The following is a 16,607-nucleotide window of genomic DNA, read 5'->3' as shown; positions in this document are numbered from 1 at the left end:
GCGGCGGCCCCGTCCTCCGATCCCGGCACACCCCGTCCGGCTCGTGTCACTCTCGGCGCTGGCAGGTCTCCCGGCTTGCGGATGTGGGCGCGGGGCCCGCGGCCCGCCTGCCTTCCCGGGACGACCCAGTGGCGTTGGCGGACCTCTCCGGTCACGGTCGCGGGGGCGGCTGGGATCAATGTCCCATTCCCTTTTCACCCGTTGCAACGGGCACCGGCGCGGGCGACACATGCGCCGAGCCATCGTCCCGAGTCAAGGAAGAACCATGCGTGGACATTGCCATTGCGGCGCGGTCGAATGGCGCGTCGACGGCCCGGTGACCTGGTCGGCGCTGTGCCATTGCGACGACTGTCGCCGGATCGCCTCCGCACCAATCGTGGCGTTTTTGGGCGCACTTCGATGCCATGTGACTTGGCAAGGCCGTCCGGCAATCTACGCCTCGGCGCCTGGCAACGAGCGGCTTTTTTGTGGTGTCTGCAGCTCTGCCCTGGCGTTCCGCGGCGCGCGCTATCCGGATGGGGTGTTCCTTCACGCTGCGACGATGAACGATCCGGCCGGTTACAGGCCCGATTGCTACGTGATGACCGACGCGCAACTCGCCTGGTTGAAGATCGACGACGACCTGCCGCGCCATCCAGGGTTCAACGAGGGGAAGGTGACATGAGCGACGAGACGACCGAGCGCCACAATGCCAAGATGAAGAAGATCAAGGCGGCCCGCGACGAGATGATGAAGACCAAGACCGAGGAGAAGGGCCTGATCCTGGTCCATACCGGCAAGGGCAAGGGCAAGTCCTCGGCCGGGTTCGGCATGGTGATGCGCTGCATCGCTTGGGGGATGCCATCTGCCGTGGTGCAATTCGTCAAGGGCAACTGGGACACAGGCGAAAAAACCCTGCTGCGCGATCGGTTCGCCGGCGAATGCCGGTTCTTCGTCTCCGGTGAGGGGTTCACCTGGGAGACGCAGGACCGGGAGCGCGACATCGCCGCCGCGAAGGAGGGCTGGCGCATCGCGCAGGAGCAGATCCTGGACCCGGAGATTCGGTTCGTGCTGCTGGACGAGATCAACATCGCCCTGCGCTACGACTATCTGGACATCGATGAGGTGGTGGCCTTCCTGCTGGAGAGCAAGCCGCGCATGACGCATGTCTGCCTGACGGGCCGCAATGCCAAGCCCGAGCTGATCGAGGCGGCGGACCTGGTGACCGAGTTCGAGCAGGTGAAGCATCCGTTCCGCGAGGGCGTGAAGGCGCAGAAGGGCGTGGAGTTCTGATGCGCGGCAGGCCCCCGGTCCGCACCCCGGCGCGCGTCCGATGGTGAGCGGGGTCGATGTAGTCGTCTGGGATTTCGACGGCGTGCTCAACGTCAATCCGGGCGGAGAGGTGTTTCCCTGGGTCGCGCGGCTGAAGGAGGACCTGGGCATCGCGCCGGCCTCCTTCCGGCGGTTCCTGAACGAACCCGGACAGGCCCGCGACGTGCTGAAGGGCGACGCCGACCTTCTGGCGCGCCTGCGCCGCTGGATCGAGGACGAGGGCCATGCCATCGACGGCAAGGCCTTTCTGGAGCATTGGCTCGTTTCCGACGACCGCCCGGACGACCAGGCCGTGGGCTGGCTGGCCGCCCATGACGGGCGCAAGGTGATCGCCACCAACAATCCGCCGTCCCGCGCCCGCTACATCGCCGAGCGGACCCGCGCCGGCCGCCTGGTCGAAACGGTGCTCGCCAGCGGCGAGATCGGCGCGGCCAAACCCGATCCGGGGTTCTTCCGCTACGTCGAGGGCTGGACCGGTGTGCCGCCGAACCGCTTGCTGCTGATCGACGACAGCGCGGACAACGTGGCCCAGGCGGCGCGGCGCGGGTGGCGGACGTTCCGCTTCGCCGCCGACACGCGCGACCGCCTGCCCGGGATCCTGGGCCTGTGAGGGACAGGTCCGAGCGTGTGGTGACCCACCGCATCCGGGCCCTGCGCGACGTGGCGGTGCCGCCGCTGAAGATCGCGATGATCGCCGATCTGCATGCCTGCCGTCCCGGCATGGCAGAGGACCGGATCGCGCGGATCGTGGCGCAGGCGAACGGCCTGGGCGCCGACCTGATCTGCCTGTTGGGCGACTACCCGGGTCATACGCGCGGCACCACGCCCCTGACGCCCGATGAGGTGGTGCCGCGTCTCACCGCACTGCGCGCGCCGCTGGGGGTGGTGGCGATCATGGGCAACCACGACTGGCTGGACGATCTGCCCGCGCGCCGCGGGGAAATCCCCGAAACCCGCTGGCACCGCGCCTTCCGGGACGCGGGGCTGACGACGCTGCACAACGCGGCGACGACGCTGCGCAAGGACGGGCTGGAGGTCACGCTTGCTGGGCTCGATTCGCAGATGGCCCATGGTCGGAAACGTCCCGGCGCCGACGATTTCGCGTCCGTCTCCGCGCGGATCGACCCCGGCCGGTTCACCATCCTTCTGGCCCATGAGCCGGACATCTTTCCCGACCTTCCCGGCCATGTGGACCTGACGCTGTCGGGACATATGCATGGCGGGCAGGTGCGGCTCTTCGGCCGGGCGCTCTACTGTCCGTCGCGCTACGGCACCCGCTACGATCTGGGCCATTTCCGTGAGGGGACGCGGCAGCTTGTGGTCTCTGGCGGGCTGGGCAACTCGTTGCTGCCGATCCGCTTTGGCATCCCGCCCGCCATCACGGTTGTCGACATCGGATGAGCCGCGCGCTGATGATCCAGGGCACCGGGTCCAACGTGGGCAAGTCGCTGCTGGTGGCGGGGCTCTGCCGGGCGGCGCACAGGCGCGGGCTGTCGGTCGCGCCGTTCAAGCCGCAGAACATGTCCAACAACGCTGCCGTGACCGCCGACGGGGGCGAGATCGGCCGCGCCCAGGCGCTGCAGGCCCGTGCGGCGGGGCTGGCGCCGGTGACCGACATGAACCCGGTGCTGCTGAAGCCCGAGACCGATACCGGCGCGCAGGTGGTGGTGCAGGGGCACCGGCTGACCACGGTGCGGGCGCGCGACTACGCGGCGCTGAAACCGCGGCTGATGGCTCCGGTGCTGGAGAGCTTCGCGCGGCTGCGCGCGGCGCATGACCTGGTGCTGGTCGAGGGTGCCGGCAGCCCGGCCGAGGTCAACCTGCGCGCCGGCGACATCGCCAACATGGGTTTCGCGCGGGCCGCCGGGGTGCCGGTTGTGCTGGCCGGCGACATCGACCGGGGCGGGGTGATCGCGCAGATCGTCGGCACGCGGCAGGTCCTCGACCCGGCCGACGCCGCGATGGTGGCGGGGTTCGTGGTGAACCGGTTCCGGGGCGACCCGCGCCTTTTCGACGACGGCTACCGGATGATCGAGACCCGCACCGGCTGGTGCGGCTTCGGCCTCTGCCCGTGGTTCCCGGACGCCTGGCGACTGCCGGCGGAGGACGCGCTGGACATCCGCACCGAACGGACGGGGGGCGGGCTGCATGTCGTCTGCCTGCGCCTGTCCCGGATCGCCAATTTCGACGATCTCGATCCGCTGGCACAGGAGCCGGGCGTGCGGCTGACCATGCTGGGGGCTGGCACGGCGCTGCCGGGCGACGCCGATGTGGTGATCGTGCCGGGGACCAAGTCCACGCGCGGTGATCTGGCGTGGCTGCGCGCGCAGGGCTGGGACGTGGACCTTGCCGCCCATGTGCGGCGCGGCGGGCATGTGCTGGGGATCTGCGGCGGCTACCAGATGCTGGGCCGGTCGGTGGCCGATCCGCAGGGGCTGGAGGGCGCGCCGGGCGCCGATCCGGGCCTTGGCCTCTTGCAGGTGGACACCGTCATGTCGCCCGCGAAGCGTCTGGGAGAGGTCGCGGCCGTGCATGTGCCCAGCGGCGCACCCCTGACGGGCTATGAGATCCACCTGGGCCGGACCGAGGGCCCGGACCGTGCCCGCCCCTTCGCGCGGGTGGACGGGTCGGACGAAGGCGCGTCGGACGGGACCGGGCGCATTTCCGGCAGCTATCTGCACGGCATGTTCCGCGACGACCGGTTCCGCGCGGCGTGGCTGGCCGGGTTCGGGGTGGCGTCCGAGGCGGGCTACGACGCGGGGCTGGAGCGGGTGCTCGACGCGCTGGCCGATCATCTGGAGGCGCATCTCGACGTCGAGGGGCTGTTCGACGCGGCCAGCTAGCCCAGTGCCCGCAAGAGCCTCTGCCAGGCGGCGTCTCCGTCCGGCAGGCCAAGCCGGATCCAGCGGGCGGAATAGGGAAAGATCCGCGACCATATGCGGTCTCGTGCCAGACGTGTCTGCGCGGCGGCGCTGTCCGCGGTGTCGTAGGTGCGAAACAGCGATGTGCCCCCGACAAGGGCCCAGCCTGCGCCTTCGGCCAGGGCATCCAGCCGCGCGGCGTCCCGCGCCAGGCGCGCGGTCGTTCCGGCCTGCCATGCGGTGTCTGCCAGCGCGGCGCGTCCGACCGCGATGGCGGGCCCGGAGACGGCCCATGGCCCCGCGGCGGCGGCGATACGCCGGGCCAGGGGCTGGGCGGTCAGGGCAAAGCCCAGCCGCACCCCGGCCAGCCCGTAGAACTTGCCGAAGGACCGCAGGACGATGACGTTGTCCAGCGTCGCCAGCCGCGGCGCGAGGGACAGCGCGGGGTTCGGGTCGGCGAAGCTTTCGTCCACCACGAGGCATCCGACCTTTCCGGCCAGCACGGCAAGGGCCGCCGGCGTGTGGCGGCGCCCGTCGGGATTGTTCGGGTTCACCACCACCGCGACGGCCGCGCCGGCCAGATCGCCCGGGGCCGCGACTTGCAGGACGCGGCGGCCCGCGGCGCGCAGGGCGGCGGCATGTTCGTTGTAGGTCGGCCCCAGCACGCGGGCCGGACCCGGCGGGGCGACGTGGGGGACGATCTGGACCGCCGCCTGCGCACCGGCCAGCGGGACCGGCAGGACCGGGCTGCCATAGGCGCGGGCGGCGCTCCGGGCCAGCGCATCCAGCGCGGCGCCGGTGGGCAGCGCGGTCCAGTCGCGGGGGCGAAGGGGCGGCAGCGGGTAGGGCCGCGGGTTGATGCCGGTGGACAGGTCCAGCCACTCATGCGCCGCGCCGCCGAACTCTGCCATGGCGCGGTCGAGGTCGCCGCCGTGGTCGCGCGCGCCGCTCATGCCAGCGCCACTGCCGCGAGGGCGGCCAGCCCCACCAGCAGGGCACGGCGGCAGAGCGACAGCGCGCGGTCGATGTCCGCCGCGCCGGGGTCCGGGGCACCCGCGTTCAGCCAGGGCTCATCGGCCTGCCCTTCGGCATAGGCGCGCGGTCCGGACAGGCGGACGCCCAGGGCCGCGGCCATGGCGGCCTCCGGCCAGCCGGCATTGGGCGACCGGTGCCGGGGCGCGTCCCGGCGCATCGCGGCGAACACCGCGCGGGGCGCGGGCGACACCAGCGCGAAGAGCGCCCCGGTGGCCCGTGCGGGCAGCAGGTTCACAAGGTCGTCCAGCCGCGCCGCGGCGCGTCCGAAATCCGCCAGTTCCGGCGTGCGGTGTCCGATCATCGAGTCCATCGTGTTGACGGCCTTGTAGGCCGCGATCCCCGGAAGGCCCAGAAGCGCGCCCCAGAAAAGCGGCGCGGTCACGGCGTCCGACGCGTTCTCGGCCAGGCTTTCGATGGTGGCGCGGGCGACGCCGGCGCGGTCCAGACGCTCGGGATCGCGCCCGACGATCATCGCCACGGCACGTCGCGCGGCAGGAAGGTCGCCACGGCCCAGCGGCACCGCGACGGCGGCCACATGGTCGCGAAGCGCGCGGATCGCCACCAGCGGCCAGGCAAGGACGGCGGTCAGGACCGTCCCGCTGATCCCGTCCGGCAGGGCCGTCTGGACCAGCAGGGCCGGAAGGGCGGCCGCGGCGGTGACCAGCAGGACCGTGAGGGCCCCCATCGCCCGGCGGCGCGCCGCGCTGCCATGGTTGAGGCGCGCGCGCAGCCGGTCGATCAGGGTGCCTATCCAGATGACCGGATGGCCGATCCGCCGGACCGCCGGACCGGGCCATCCGAACGCCGTGTCCAAAAGGGCCGCCAGCAGCATCGCGGCGGTCATGGCGTGCCCGTGGCGAAGCCGATCACCCCCGTCGCACCAACGGATGCCAGGGCTTCCAAGGCCGCGGCGGGAGCGGTGCCGGGCGGAAAGACCAGCCCCCGCGCCGATCCGGTATGGGCGCGGACATGTCCCAGAGCGCCCAGATCCCGGGCAAGCCGGGCCATGGGATCGTCCGCGGGGCCGCGTAGGGCGGTGGTCCGCTCGGCCGAGACGGCGGCGAGGGCGGCCTGTGCGCGGAGGGTGCGCGGGCCTTCGCACCACCGCGCCACCAGGTCGGAGATGTCGGGAAAGCGGTCGTCGGAGGGGTCGGTCCGCTCCACGGGGCCGAGGAACCCGGCGACGATCTCCGCGCGGCAAGGCTGCGGGACGTCCGACAGCGTGCGCGCCTCTCTCGGCGCCCAGAGCACGGCGTCCGGACGGGGCAGCATCAGCGGATCGGTCGCGCCCTCGACCGTCAGACAGGCGGCGGCGATCCGGGCGGGATCGACGACGCCCGCCGCCCGCGCCAGGGCGACCAGCGCGGCGGTGGACACGCCCGCGCCGCCGCCGGGCGGCATGTCGGCGGACAGGCCAAGGTCGGGCAGGGGCACGCCCAGCGCCGCCGCGAAGCGGGCGCGTGCGCCGGGCGGCACGGCAAGCCGTCCGGGCGGGGCGCAGGTCGCAACGCCGAGCGCCGGGCAGCACAGGGTGATGAGCGCGACTGGACCCGCGGGACCCAGCCGCCCCTGCAGCCATTCGCCTAGATGGCCGGCGACCCGTGTCACGCGGCGGTCCGGTTGACGCATCCGACGGCGATCCCGGCAGGGTGCCGGATCAGCCGGGTCAGCGACAGGGGCGCGACCTGGAAGGCGAGCGCCGGTGCCGTGGCCCCCATGGCCCAGGCAAGCGCGGCCCTGACCGTGCCGGCATGGGCGACGATCGCGACCGGACCGCCGCCCGGCAGGCCGGACAGCGCCGATGCGACGCGGGCGGCCATGTCCTCGAAGCTCTCGCCGCCCTCCCAGCGATGAGCGGCCAGGGCAGCGGCGGAAAGCGCCCCGATGTCCGGCAGGCTTTCGAGCGGCGCGCCGTCGTACCGGCCGAAATCCTGCTCCCAGAGACGGGGGTCCGTGGTCGCGGCACGGCCCGGAAAGAGCGCGCGCGCCGTCTCCACGCACCGCGCCGCGGGGCTGGTGACGATCCGCCGCGGCGCGGCCAGCAGCGCCGCCAGCGCGGCGATGGCCTCTGGCTCGATCCGCGCGGCAAGGTCCGTCCGCCCGGCCAGACGCCCCGGCTCCGCGACCGGCGCATGGCGGATCAGCAGCATCTCGGTGCCGGGGGTCATCGCGTGCGGGCTTCCTTTTTGCGGCGCGGTATGATGTGTCACCTCGCGATGGCAAAGTCGATCCTCATCACCGGAGGCGCGCGGTCGGGCAAGTCCGCGCTGGCCGAGCGGCTGACGCTGGGGCTCGGGTCGCGCCCCGTCTATATCGCCACGGCAGAGGCCCGCGACGCGGAGATGGCGGACCGCATCGCCGCCCATCGGACCCGGCGCGGCGGGGACTGGTCGCTGGTCGAGGCGCCGCTGGATCTGATCGGGGCGCTGCGCGACAGCGATCATGCGCCCCGGCTGGTGGACTGCCTGACCCTGTGGCTGTCGAACCTCATGCTGGCGGAGCGCGACTGGCGGCCGGAGGCCGCGGCGCTTCGTGCCCTGATCCCCGACCTTGCGCAGCCGGTCGTTCTGGTGACCAATGAGGTCGGCCTGGGGATCGTCCCGGACAACGCGCTGGCCCGTGCGTTCCGCGATGCCGCAGGGCAGTTGAACCAGACCGTCGCCGCTGCCTGCGACGAGGTTCACCTTTGCGTCGCCGGCCAGCCCATCAAGGTGAAACCCGCCCCATGACCGCTCCCCTGCCAGACCCGCGCGATCTGCCCGCCTTCGACACCGCCGCGGCGCAAGCGGCGCAGGCGCGCCAGATGACGCTGACCAAGCCGCCGGGATCGCTGGGGCGGCTGGAGGAACTGGCGATCTTCATGGCCGGATGGCACGGCACGGCCCGGCCGCGGATCGAGCGCGCGCAGGCGCTGGTGTTCGCCGGCAACCACGGGATCTGCGCGCGCGGGGTGAACCCGTTCCCGCAGGAGGTCACGGCGGCGATGGTCGCCAACTTCCGGGCCGGCGGGGCCGCGATCAACCAGCTCTGCGGCGTCGCGGGGGCAGAGCTGACGGTCGTGCCGCTGGAGCTTCATCGCCCGACGGCGGATTTCACCGTCGCGCCGGCCATGGACGAGGATGAGTGCGCCGCCGCCATGGCGGCGGGCGCGCGGGCGGTGGACCGGGCGGCCTCTGTGCTGGTGCTGGGCGAAATGGGAATCGGCAATTCCACGGTCGCCGCCGCGCTGGCCTGCGCCTGCCTGGGCGGCGCGCCCGGGGACTGGGTGGGGCGCGGCACCGGTTCCGACGCCGAGGGGGTGGCGCGCAAGGTGGCTGCGGTGTCGGAGGGCGTCGCGCGGCACGGCGGTCTGTCTCCGCTGGGCCTGCTCGCGGCGCTTGGCGGGCGCGAGCAGGCGGCCATCGCGGGCGCGGTGATCGAGGCGCGGCGCCACCGTATTCCGGTGCTGCTGGACGGTTTCATCTGCACGGCGTCCGTCCTGCCGCTGTGGCGCGCGGCGCCGGAGCATCTGGACCACTGCCTTGCCGCCCATCGCAGTGCCGAACCGGGTCATGCCAGGATGCTGGAGACCATCGGCAAGCGCCCGATCCTGGACCTTGGGATGGCCCTGGGAGAGGGGTCCGGGGCGGCCTTGGCGCTTGCGGTGCTGCGCGCGGCGCTGGCCTGCCACGACGGCATGGCCACCTTCGCGGAGGCCGGGATCGGTGGCTGATGTCCCGCCGCGATGAGCTTCGGCTGGCCGTCACCTTCCTGACGCGGGTTCCCGTGGGCCGGATCGACCCGCTGCCCGACATGGGGTCCGCGCGCTGGGCCTTTCCGCTGGCGGGGGTTCTGCCGGGACTGGCCGCCTGGGTGGCCTTCGCCGCCGTCGGCGGTGCGCTTGGCGGTGCGCTTGCCGTGCTGGCGGCGGTGCTGGTGACCGGGGGTCTGCATCACGACGGTCTGGCCGATACAGCCGACGGGCTGTGGAGCGGCCGCGATCGGGCACGGATGCTGGAGATCATGCGCAACAGCACGGTGGGAAGCTGGGGTGTGCTGGCGCTGGTCCTTGCCGTGGCGCTGCCGACGCTAGCGATGGCGCGGGCTGCGCCGGGGCTGGCGGCGTTCCTGCTGATCGGGGTGGCCAGCCGGGCGGCGATGCTGGCGGTGCTACAGGCCCTGCCCCCGGTCCGCCCGGACGGGCTGGGCCGGTCGGCGGCCGGGCGCGGCGGTCTGTGGCCGGGGCTGGCCGTCACGGCGATGCTGGCGGTGTGGACGGGTGCGGCGGCGTTTGCGGCCCTGGCGGCCATGGCGCTGACCGCACTGTTTCTCGCGCGCGTGGCACGCGCCCGGATCGGCGGTCAGACGGGGGACGTTCTGGGGGCCGTGCAGGTCGCGTCGGAGGTCGCGGGCTGGGTCACGCTGGCGACGCTTGCGGGGTCCGGCTGAGCCCCTGCGCCATCGCCGCCGAAGCCCCCCGTGGCCCTGGCCGGAAACCGTGGCGGTCGGCCGCGTCCTTCGTGCGGATCAAAAGCCATGGATGTCCGCGCGGGGCTGGGCCACTGACAGGACCGCGGCCACGAAAGACCTCTGCCCGGTCCGCGCGGATCGTTGCGCCGCGGCCGCCGCAGCCACCCCGTGCCGCGGGCATCGCAGGGGCAGGGACGGGACGCACGGTGTTGTCGAGCGCCGGATCGATCCTGGGCGCGCCAAGCTATCGCGGCTGGGGGCCGCGACGGCGATTGACCTGCCCACCGTCCGCCCCGATGCTTTCGCGACCCCTCGAAAGGAGCCCCCGATGACGGACCGCAGCCTTCTGACGCCCTTGGACGACGCGCACTGGCCCGAAACCATCGCCGATCTCAGGGACGGGTTCGCCGGGCGGCTGGACGTCTACCGGGTCCTCGCCCGACACCCGGCGCTCATCCGAGCCTGGACAGGTTTTCGCGAGCATGTCGTGCTGAACTCGACCCTGGGTCCGGAGCAGAGCGAGGTCGTGATCCTGCGGACCGCGCATCGGCGGCGCGCGGCCTACGAATGGGCGCATCATGTGGTGCGCGGCCGCGACCGGGGCCTGAGCGACGCGCGGATCGCGGCGCTATCCGGGCCGCTCGCCGACATGGGGCCGGACGACCGGATGCTGGCCCAGGCCGTGGATGAGCTGGTCGATGACGCCTGCATCTCTGCGCCGCTCCGCGCCGCTCTGGTCGATCGGCTCGGCGCGGAAGGTACGCTCGATCTGATGGCGACGGTGGGTGCCTATACGCTGCTGGCGTTCGTCGTGAAGACGTTCGAGACCCCCGTGGATGCCGATATCGCGGACCATCCGCCCCTGTCGCCCTGATCGCTGCCGGATCGGGCCCGGCGGGCCCGGGCTACACGACGACCTCACGCCGCTTCTGGTGGCCCACGTCGAAGACCCGCCGATAGCGCGCGACCTCCTCGCCGGGGCCGGTGGCCTTTTCGGGGTTGTCCGACAGCTTGACCGTCGGCCGGCCGTTGGCGTAGCGCGCCTTGCAGACCAGGGAAAACGGGGCCAGCGCGTCGCCTTGCGTCAGCCCCCGGAAGTCGTTGGTCAGAAGCGTGCCCCAGCCGAAGCTGACCCGCACCCGGCCCGAGAACCGGGCGTAAAGCTCTTCGATCTTGCCGACGTCGAGCCCGTCCGAGAAGATGATCAGTTTTTCCGCCGGATCTTCTCCCCGGCTCTTCCACCATGCGATCGCAGTTTCAGCGCCCTCCGCCGGATCGCCGGAATCGATGCGCATTCCGGTCCACCCGGCCAGCCAGTCCGGCGCATGATCGAGAAATCCCCGGGTGCCGTAGGTGTCCGGCAGGATGACGCGCAGGTTGCCCTCGTGCTCCTCGTGCCAGTCGGCCAGCACGTCGTAGGGCGCCTGGCGCAGCGCATCCTCGGTATCGGCGAGGGCGGCGTAGACCATGGGCAGTTCGTGGGCGTTGGTGCCGATCGCCTCCAGGTCGCGATTCTTGGCGATCAGGCAGTTCGACGTGCCGGTGAAGCTTGCGCCCAGCCCCTCCTGCATGGCCTGCACACACCAGTCCTGCCACAGGAACGAGTGCCGGCGCCGCGTGCCGAAATCCGCGATCCGCAGATCGTCCAGCGCTTTCAGCCGGGCGACCTTTTCCCACAGCTTGGTCATGGCGCGGGCGTAGAGCACCTGCAGCTCGAACCGGCCGAGATCGCGCAGCACCGCCCTGCCGCGCAATTCCATCAGCACGGCAAGGGCCGGGATCTCCCATAGCATGACCTCGGGCCAGGCGCCTTCGAAGGTCAGCTCGTACTGGTCGCCGACGCGCTCCAGGTGATAGGGGGGCAGGCGCAGGTCCTCGAACCAGTCCATGAAGGCGGGGGTGAACATCTGCCGCTTGCCGTAAAACGTATTGCCGTGCATCCAGGTGGACTCGCCCCGGCTGAGCGACAGGCCGCGGATGTGATCCAGCTGTTCGCGCAACTCGCCCTCGTCCACCAGCCGGGCCAGGGGCACCGACGTGGTCCGGTTGATCAGGCTGAAGGTCACGCGGGTGTCCGGATGGCGGCGAAACACGGTCTGGCACATCAACAGCTTGTAGAAATCCGTGTCGATCAGGGACCGGACGATAGGGTCGATCTTCCACTTGTGGTTCCAGACGCGGGTCGCGATGTCGACCATGTCACTCTCCCGTGAAGTCGGGTGCATATGTGCACCCCCCGAGGCAGCGGGCAAGGTGCGGGGCCGGGGCGGTCCCCGGCTCAGTTCTCCGGATCGACCTGGCCCCGCAGCGCCTTGACCGCGCCGCGCTGTTTCTTTTGCGACAGGCGGCGCTTTTTCGACCCCAGCGTCGGGCGGGTCGGGATCCGCCTGCGCGGCGCCTCGGTGGCGCGTCGGATGAGCTCTGCCAGGCGTTCGCGCGCGATCTCGCGGTTGCGGGCCTGGTGCCGGGTCTCGGCGACCTGGATCAGGACGGCGCCGTCCTTGGTCCAGCGCCTCCCCGCGGCCCGTCGCAGCCGGGTCTTGACCGCAGCGGGAAGGTTTGGCGAGCGCTCTGCCTCGAACCGCAGTTCCACGGCCGTCGAGACCTTGTTGACGTTTTGCCCGCCCGGGCCGCCCGCGCGCGTGAACTGCTCGGTCAATTCCCAGTCCTGGATGGCGATGCGGTCGGTGATCCTGAGGCTCATGTCACGATGAGAACCACCGATAGGCCGTAGAGCGCAAGCACGGTGACGCTCTCGAATCCGATCATGGCGGGTCCCTCCTTGTCGCGCTTGACCAGTCCCAGAAGCAGCATCCCGGTCATCAGCAGCGCGATCAGGGCGGTCGAGCGGTCCGCGGCGGTCATTTCGGCGTAGATGGAACCGTCGTAGGCCACATCGGCGGCGGCCAGAAACATCACCTCGAACGCGTTGCCGCCGATGATGTTGCCGATGGCCAGGCTGACCGCCCCGGCGCGGACCGCGGCGATGGCGGTGACGAGTTCGGGCAGGGAGTTGGCGACGGCGGCGAAGATCGAGCCGACCGGACCGGCCCCCAGCGACGTCTTGTCCAGCAGCCCGATGGAGGCCTGTCCGATGGCGAAGCCGGCCAAGGCGGTAACGCCAGCCAAGAGCGCGAATTCGACCCACAGGCGGGGCATCCGGCCCTCTATCGCCTCGACGTCGGAGAGGACCTCTTCGGTCTCGTCGGTGTCCTTGGGGATCCACATGGGGTTCTTCTGGATCTGCCACAGCAGCCGCAGACCGAAGATATAGGTGATCGGAATTGCCAGCGTGGCCGGGTGGACGCGCCAGATGGTGATGTCGCTTTCGGCCGAAGCGAGAAGCGGGATGGTGAGCATGATGACCATCAGGATGCCCTGGGCCAGGCCCGCCACGCTTGCTGCGGCATGTTCCAGATTGGCCCGGCGATAGGCGATGTCGGCCACGGCGACAAAGGCGGTTTGCGCGGTCAGCCCGCCCAGGGCATTGCCGATGGCCAGTTCCGGCTGGCCTTGAAGTGCGGTGCTGACGGAGGTGATCGCGCCCGGGAGCGACGTTGCGGCGCCCACGAAAACCGCACCCGCAATGACCTCTCCCATTCCGGTGCGGTCGGCGAGTTCGTCGGCGACATAGCTCAGACGGGTGCCGGCGATGCAGATGGCGATGGCGGCGGACACGAAGACGGCGACCAGCCCGGCAAGAGGGTAGGCGGTGATCTGAAGGACTTCAGGCAATGCTGTCTCCGGCCGAAAGGGCGCTTCGGTCGCGAACGCGTGAGACGGAAAAAGGGGGCCGACCCCGCCGCGCGACTGGAAGGGGCTCTGCCCCTGCCACGCCGGTGGCGCGGCACCCCGGGATATTTTTGGAAAGATGAAACCGCCAGCAACCGATCTGCCTGACTGCCTGATCCCCGAGCGGCCCGCGGTTCCCGCGATTAACCTTAACGCGTGGATCCCCCTCTTTCACTTTTCCAAAAATATCCCGGGGGGTCGCCGCTCTGGCGGCGATGGGGGCGGCGCCCCCTTCCCGGAGAGCACCATGAAGACCGCCGTCGAGACTTGCGAACTTGCGAGCGAAAAGAAAAGGGACCGCCGGCATCCGGCGGTCCCTCGAATGTTTCGGAGGTGGGCCCGGTTAGGGTCCGACCCAACCATGGAAGTTCCGTCCGGGGCTGCCCTCAGACATTGGCTCCCATGACTGTTCCGACCCCACACTCCTGCATCATTCTCGACACTGGACCACCTCCTTTCATTGATTGCCTATGTCAGGACGTTGCCACAGATTTTTCTGTTGTCAAAAGAATTTCCTGTTCGCCGCGACATGGACAAATGGCCACCCGATCCGGCGGCGCTTAGCTGCGCACGATACATCTGCAATCGCTATGTCGCCAACGATTAGCCCATCGCCGGACCACATCGGCCGGGCCAATGACCTTTCGGCTCCGGTGCTGAGTGCACCCCGGATATCGGTCATCCCGCCCCATGTCGCCGCGACGGGCTTTGCCGCACAGTTCCAAGCCGCCCCCTGCGGGCTTTGTCATGTCGCGTGGCAGTTCGCAGCCCCGAACGTCGGTCCGGCCGAGGATCGGTCCAATTCCGATGAACGCCCGTTGATGAGCACGACCCGGATGGTCCGAGGCTGTGTGGAAACTCCGAGCTGAGCGGCGTGGTGGAGGTCAGTTCTTTGCGGCAGACGGGTTTGGGCTTCGAGGCGCGGGTTCTGCCCCGCCTGTCAGCCCGATAGCGCCGCCATCAGGCCAATCGTTCCCATCATCGAGAGCATTCGCCTGATGTTGTAAGCCAGAATCTGCAACGCTATCTCGGTCCGGACGTTCTTCAAGCGCCGCATCTGGAAGTGGGTCGCGCCCACTTACGCCTTGATCGTGCCGAATGGGTGCTCGACGGTGGCGCGTCTGAGCCGCATCCATCCCCCGCCACCGCCGATTCGCCTTTGCATCTCCTCGACCAGATGCTCGTGTTCCCAACGGGTGATCCGGCGTTCCTTGCCGGTGGTGCAGCGATACTTCAGCGGGCAGTCGCGGCACGCGTTCGTCCGGTCGCGACGCAGATGCAGACCGTCCTCCTCCGTCGTGTAGCGATAGGTCAGCTCCTCCTCGGCCGGGCAGCGATAGATGTCGCCGGCGTCGTCGTAGGCGAACTGAGGTAGTCCCCGGTTCCCGGACGGGTTGGCGGCGCTGTCAGGCTTGCCGGTTGATCGTGCCGCCTTCAGACCGGGGCCCTGGTGGGCCTCTATCGGTCCGCCGAGCGCGGAGTGTGGGCGCTCGGTGTTGTGAACGTCGATCCACCTGCCGATGTCCGCCCGTGCCGCGGACCCTGTTTCGAAGGCGCGCAGGCAGACGCAGTCGTGTTTCGGGGACCGCCATGGCCGCTCGATCGTGACGTTGTCCATCCGGAGCGCGGCCGTCCACCCAGACCTTCACCGCCGCATCCGGCAGGGCTTGCGTGAACCGCGGGCTGGTGAATTGGCTGCCCTGGTCCGTGTCGAATCCGGTCGCCCGGAGCCGAAGAGCCCCGGAAGAGCATCGTCCGGTGCCTCGATGCGAAACTCGGCGTCCATGGCGTTCGACAGCCGCCATGCCGGCACCCGGCGTGTCGCCCGGTCCACGATCGCGACCGCCGCATCGGAATGCAGGCGATMTCCGCGCACCAGGCTTGGTTTGGCCGGTCGATCGGCAGACCCCGGAGCAGAGACGGATACTTGCGGTGCTCCGGGTGAGGCACAGTCGTGCGCGGCCGCCGGTGGACGGCCCGCGGATCCATCCGGGCCATCGGCCGCCGGACCGCAGTGGCCCTGGTTGCGCAGGTGCCTCGCCATCCGGCGGCTGCCGTGGAACGGCGTCTCCATGAACCGCGCGTCGATCGGCTTCGTCAGCGCCAGGTTCAGCGGGCTCTCGCCCTTGCCCGGGCGACCGGCTGATGCCGATCAGGGCGCATTGTCGGGGGATCGACAATGCCGGGTGGGGGGCGGCGATCGTCTCAGGCCTCCCGGGCCGCGCTCACCGACCGGAGGCTTTGGCCGGAAAATCGCGGTCTCCCCCAAGCTGGCCGATCCTGGCGTGCAGCTTCTCGATCTCGCCCTCCTTCCCGACGGCCTTCGCCTCGGCCTTGCCCGGAAAAATCCCCGACATGCCCGCGAGCGCCTGCCGCTTCGAGGTGTCGATCGGAGCCCGATGCACGCCGCGCTTCGCCACCGGCCCGGCCACCGTCATCTCACCACGGATCGGCTCGAGCGCCACCTTCGCCTCGCACTCGGCACCGCAATTCCTTCGTTTGCCAGCCACGCTATCCGTCCTTGCCACCGTTGGCGGCAAGCTTGGCCGGATGACCGGTTCTCGGGGGCCACGTCAGAAAACCGGACCGAGGATGCCGCGGTCCGCGGGTCCGGCCGAGGCGGAGGAGGCGATGATCGTCGCGTTCCGGCGTCATACGCCGCTGCCGCCGGACGACGGTCTGCAGGCCTTGCAGCCATCGGTTCCGCATCCGACGCGCTCAGCGCGGCACCGGTGCCTGCAACGTAACGGCATCTCCCGCCTGCCGGACGTCGAGGGGGAGAAGCCGAAGCGACAGAAGTCCAAGCGCGCCCCGATCGGGTTCTTCGACGTCGAGATCGTCGAGGTGCGGAGCTCCGCAGGCAAGCTCTACCTCTTCGCAGGCATCGACCGGACCGGCAGATTTGCCGTCACCCAGATCATCGAGACGGCAGACGTGAAGGCGGCGTGGGAGTTCCTTCGGCACATGCTCGAAGCGGTGCCCTATCAGATTCATATCGTTCTCACGGACAGCGGCATCGAGGTCGCCGGGCAGCCAGGAAAGGGCCACGATCCTGTCCCCGGCCCCTGCGCCTTGACACGATCTGCGAGGCCGACGGCGTCGAGCACCGGCTGACCAAGTCGAACCATCCTTGGACCACGGGCCAGGTCGATGGGGTGA

General features: G+C 70.6%; 18 protein-coding genes, 1 pseudogene and 1 riboswitch. Of the genes and pseudogenes, 10 read left to right on the top strand and 9 right to left on the bottom strand.

What is annotated here, in order from left to right:
* Positions 1-43: 43 nt before the first annotated feature.
* A riboswitch (cobalamin riboswitch) is annotated at positions 44-233 on the bottom strand.
* Positions 234-265: 32 nt separating this feature from the next.
* From KW83_RS06450 to KW83_RS06430, 5 genes are read left to right on the top strand one after another with little or no spacing between them, the layout of a single operon-like run.
* Positions 266-664 (top strand): GFA family protein, encoded by a 399-nt coding sequence (locus tag KW83_RS06450; protein WP_036176358.1) that lies wholly within the window; start codon positions 266-268, stop codon positions 662-664.
* Entirely contained in the window at positions 661-1,272 is a 612-nt protein-coding gene (cobO, locus tag KW83_RS06445; protein WP_036176356.1) for a cob(I)yrinic acid a,c-diamide adenosyltransferase, read from the top strand. Before KW83_RS06450 ends, cobO begins: the two co-directional genes overlap by 4 nt.
* Before the next feature lie 40 nt (positions 1,273-1,312).
* Positions 1,313-1,921: an HAD family hydrolase gene (locus KW83_RS19045; protein WP_051928325.1), complete on the top strand. Its 609-nt coding sequence runs from the start codon at positions 1,313-1,315 to the stop codon at positions 1,919-1,921.
* 20 nt (positions 1,922-1,941) lie between these two features.
* The gene (locus KW83_RS06435; RefSeq protein WP_152563498.1) at positions 1,942-2,712 is read left to right on the top strand and encodes a metallophosphoesterase; all 771 of its coding nucleotides are present in this window, start codon (positions 1,942-1,944) and stop codon (positions 2,710-2,712) included.
* Positions 2,709-4,154 carry a cobyric acid synthase gene (locus KW83_RS06430; RefSeq protein WP_036176354.1) on the top strand — a complete coding sequence of 482 codons (1,446 nt, stop codon included), beginning with the start codon at positions 2,709-2,711 and terminating at the stop codon, positions 4,152-4,154. Before KW83_RS06435 ends, KW83_RS06430 begins: the two co-directional genes overlap by 4 nt.
* On the opposite strand, the gene cobD is transcribed toward KW83_RS06430, so the two are convergent.
* From cobD to KW83_RS06410, 4 genes are read right to left on the bottom strand one after another with little or no spacing between them, the layout of a single operon-like run.
* Entirely contained in the window at positions 4,151-5,125 is a 975-nt protein-coding gene (cobD, locus tag KW83_RS06425; protein WP_036176352.1) for a threonine-phosphate decarboxylase CobD, read from the bottom strand. The two genes, KW83_RS06430 and cobD, sit on opposite strands and share 4 nt — an antisense overlap.
* Positions 5,122-6,051, bottom strand: a complete 930-nt coding sequence (cbiB, locus tag KW83_RS06420; protein WP_036176350.1) for an adenosylcobinamide-phosphate synthase CbiB — start codon at positions 6,049-6,051, stop codon at positions 5,122-5,124. Before cbiB ends, cobD begins: the two co-directional genes overlap by 4 nt.
* Positions 6,048-6,815, bottom strand: a complete 768-nt coding sequence (locus KW83_RS06415) for a propanediol utilization protein (RefSeq protein WP_235191373.1) — start codon at positions 6,813-6,815, stop codon at positions 6,048-6,050. Before KW83_RS06415 ends, cbiB begins: the two co-directional genes overlap by 4 nt.
* Complete coding sequence (locus KW83_RS06410) at positions 6,812-7,375, bottom strand: histidine phosphatase family protein (protein WP_036176340.1); 564 nt, start codon at positions 7,373-7,375, stop codon at positions 6,812-6,814. Before KW83_RS06410 ends, KW83_RS06415 begins: the two co-directional genes overlap by 4 nt.
* 48 nt (positions 7,376-7,423) lie before the next feature.
* On the opposite strand from KW83_RS06410, the gene cobU reads away from it, so the two are divergent.
* From cobU to KW83_RS06390, 4 genes are all read left to right on the top strand, one after another.
* Positions 7,424-7,936 (top strand): bifunctional adenosylcobinamide kinase/adenosylcobinamide-phosphate guanylyltransferase, encoded by a 513-nt coding sequence (gene cobU / locus KW83_RS06405; protein WP_036176338.1) that lies wholly within the window; start codon positions 7,424-7,426, stop codon positions 7,934-7,936.
* The gene (gene cobT / locus KW83_RS06400) at positions 7,933-8,919 is read left to right on the top strand and encodes a nicotinate-nucleotide--dimethylbenzimidazole phosphoribosyltransferase (RefSeq protein WP_036176337.1); all 987 of its coding nucleotides are present in this window, start codon (positions 7,933-7,935) and stop codon (positions 8,917-8,919) included. The genes cobU and cobT overlap by 4 nt, the downstream gene beginning before the upstream one ends.
* Positions 8,919-9,635: an adenosylcobinamide-GDP ribazoletransferase gene (cobS, locus tag KW83_RS06395; protein WP_036176336.1), complete on the top strand. Its 717-nt coding sequence runs from the start codon at positions 8,919-8,921 to the stop codon at positions 9,633-9,635. Before cobT ends, cobS begins: the two co-directional genes overlap by 1 nt.
* Positions 9,636-9,984: 349 nt before the next feature.
* Complete coding sequence (locus tag KW83_RS06390) at positions 9,985-10,530, top strand: carboxymuconolactone decarboxylase family protein (protein WP_036176335.1); 546 nt, start codon at positions 9,985-9,987, stop codon at positions 10,528-10,530.
* 31 nt (positions 10,531-10,561) lie between these two features.
* Here the strand turns inward: KW83_RS06390 and pncB are convergent, their stop codons facing one another.
* The 5 genes and pseudogenes from pncB to KW83_RS19700 form a co-directional block, all read right to left on the bottom strand.
* Complete coding sequence (gene pncB, locus KW83_RS06385; RefSeq protein ID WP_036176334.1) at positions 10,562-11,854, bottom strand: nicotinate phosphoribosyltransferase; 1,293 nt, start codon at positions 11,852-11,854, stop codon at positions 10,562-10,564.
* Between the two features lie 80 nt (positions 11,855-11,934).
* Positions 11,935-12,360, bottom strand: coding sequence for an alternative ribosome rescue aminoacyl-tRNA hydrolase ArfB (gene arfB, locus KW83_RS06380; RefSeq protein ID WP_036176331.1), 426 nt, complete (start codon positions 12,358-12,360; stop codon positions 11,935-11,937).
* Entirely contained in the window at positions 12,357-13,391 is a 1,035-nt protein-coding gene (locus KW83_RS06375; protein ID WP_081904487.1) for a sodium:calcium antiporter, read from the bottom strand. The genes arfB and KW83_RS06375 overlap by 4 nt, the downstream gene beginning before the upstream one ends.
* 1,135 nt (positions 13,392-14,526) lie before the next feature.
* The gene (locus KW83_RS21380) at positions 14,527-14,886 is read right to left on the bottom strand and encodes a transposase (RefSeq protein WP_407667849.1); all 360 of its coding nucleotides are present in this window, start codon (positions 14,884-14,886) and stop codon (positions 14,527-14,529) included.
* Between the two features lie 6 nt (positions 14,887-14,892).
* Positions 14,893-15,958: pseudogene (locus tag KW83_RS19700) on the bottom strand (DDE-type integrase/transposase/recombinase); the annotation flags it as partial.
* A 121-nt stretch (positions 15,959-16,079) separates the two neighbouring features.
* Between KW83_RS19700 and KW83_RS20455 the strand changes: the two are divergent.
* A complete protein-coding gene (locus KW83_RS20455; protein ID WP_152563497.1) occupies positions 16,080-16,562 on the top strand; it encodes a hypothetical protein in 483 nt (160 codons plus the stop codon).
* Positions 16,563-16,607: the final 45 nt, after the last annotated feature.

The sequence above is a fragment of the Palleronia rufa genome, from assembly GCF_000743715.1.
Classification (GTDB): domain Bacteria; phylum Pseudomonadota; class Alphaproteobacteria; order Rhodobacterales; family Rhodobacteraceae; genus Palleronia; species Palleronia rufa.
This window is presented reverse-complemented; position numbering and strand designations above follow the sequence as displayed.

Coding starts and splice junctions, on each gene's coding strand:
- cobU (WP_036176338.1), top strand. CDS start 7,424: ATGGCAAAGTCGATCCTCATCACCGGAGGCGCGCGGTCGGGCAAGTCC.
- cbiB (WP_036176350.1), bottom strand. CDS start 6,051: ATGACCGCCGCGATGCTGCTGGCGGCCCTTTTGGACACGGCGTTCGGA.
- arfB (WP_036176331.1), bottom strand. CDS start 12,360: ATGAGCCTCAGGATCACCGACCGCATCGCCATCCAGGACTGGGAATTG.
- KW83_RS06450 (WP_036176358.1), top strand. CDS start 266: ATGCGTGGACATTGCCATTGCGGCGCGGTCGAATGGCGCGTCGACGGC.
- KW83_RS19045 (WP_051928325.1), top strand. CDS start 1,313: ATGGTGAGCGGGGTCGATGTAGTCGTCTGGGATTTCGACGGCGTGCTC.
- KW83_RS20455 (WP_152563497.1), top strand. CDS start 16,080: ATGATCGTCGCGTTCCGGCGTCATACGCCGCTGCCGCCGGACGACGGT.
- cobT (WP_036176337.1), top strand. CDS start 7,933: ATGACCGCTCCCCTGCCAGACCCGCGCGATCTGCCCGCCTTCGACACC.
- cobS (WP_036176336.1), top strand. CDS start 8,919: ATGTCCCGCCGCGATGAGCTTCGGCTGGCCGTCACCTTCCTGACGCGG.
- cobD (WP_036176352.1), bottom strand. CDS start 5,125: ATGAGCGGCGCGCGCGACCACGGCGGCGACCTCGACCGCGCCATGGCA.
- cobO (WP_036176356.1), top strand. CDS start 661: ATGAGCGACGAGACGACCGAGCGCCACAATGCCAAGATGAAGAAGATC.
- pncB (WP_036176334.1), bottom strand. CDS start 11,854: ATGGTCGACATCGCGACCCGCGTCTGGAACCACAAGTGGAAGATCGAC.
- KW83_RS06410 (WP_036176340.1), bottom strand. CDS start 7,375: ATGACCCCCGGCACCGAGATGCTGCTGATCCGCCATGCGCCGGTCGCG.
- KW83_RS06430 (WP_036176354.1), top strand. CDS start 2,709: ATGAGCCGCGCGCTGATGATCCAGGGCACCGGGTCCAACGTGGGCAAG.
- KW83_RS06390 (WP_036176335.1), top strand. CDS start 9,985: ATGACGGACCGCAGCCTTCTGACGCCCTTGGACGACGCGCACTGGCCC.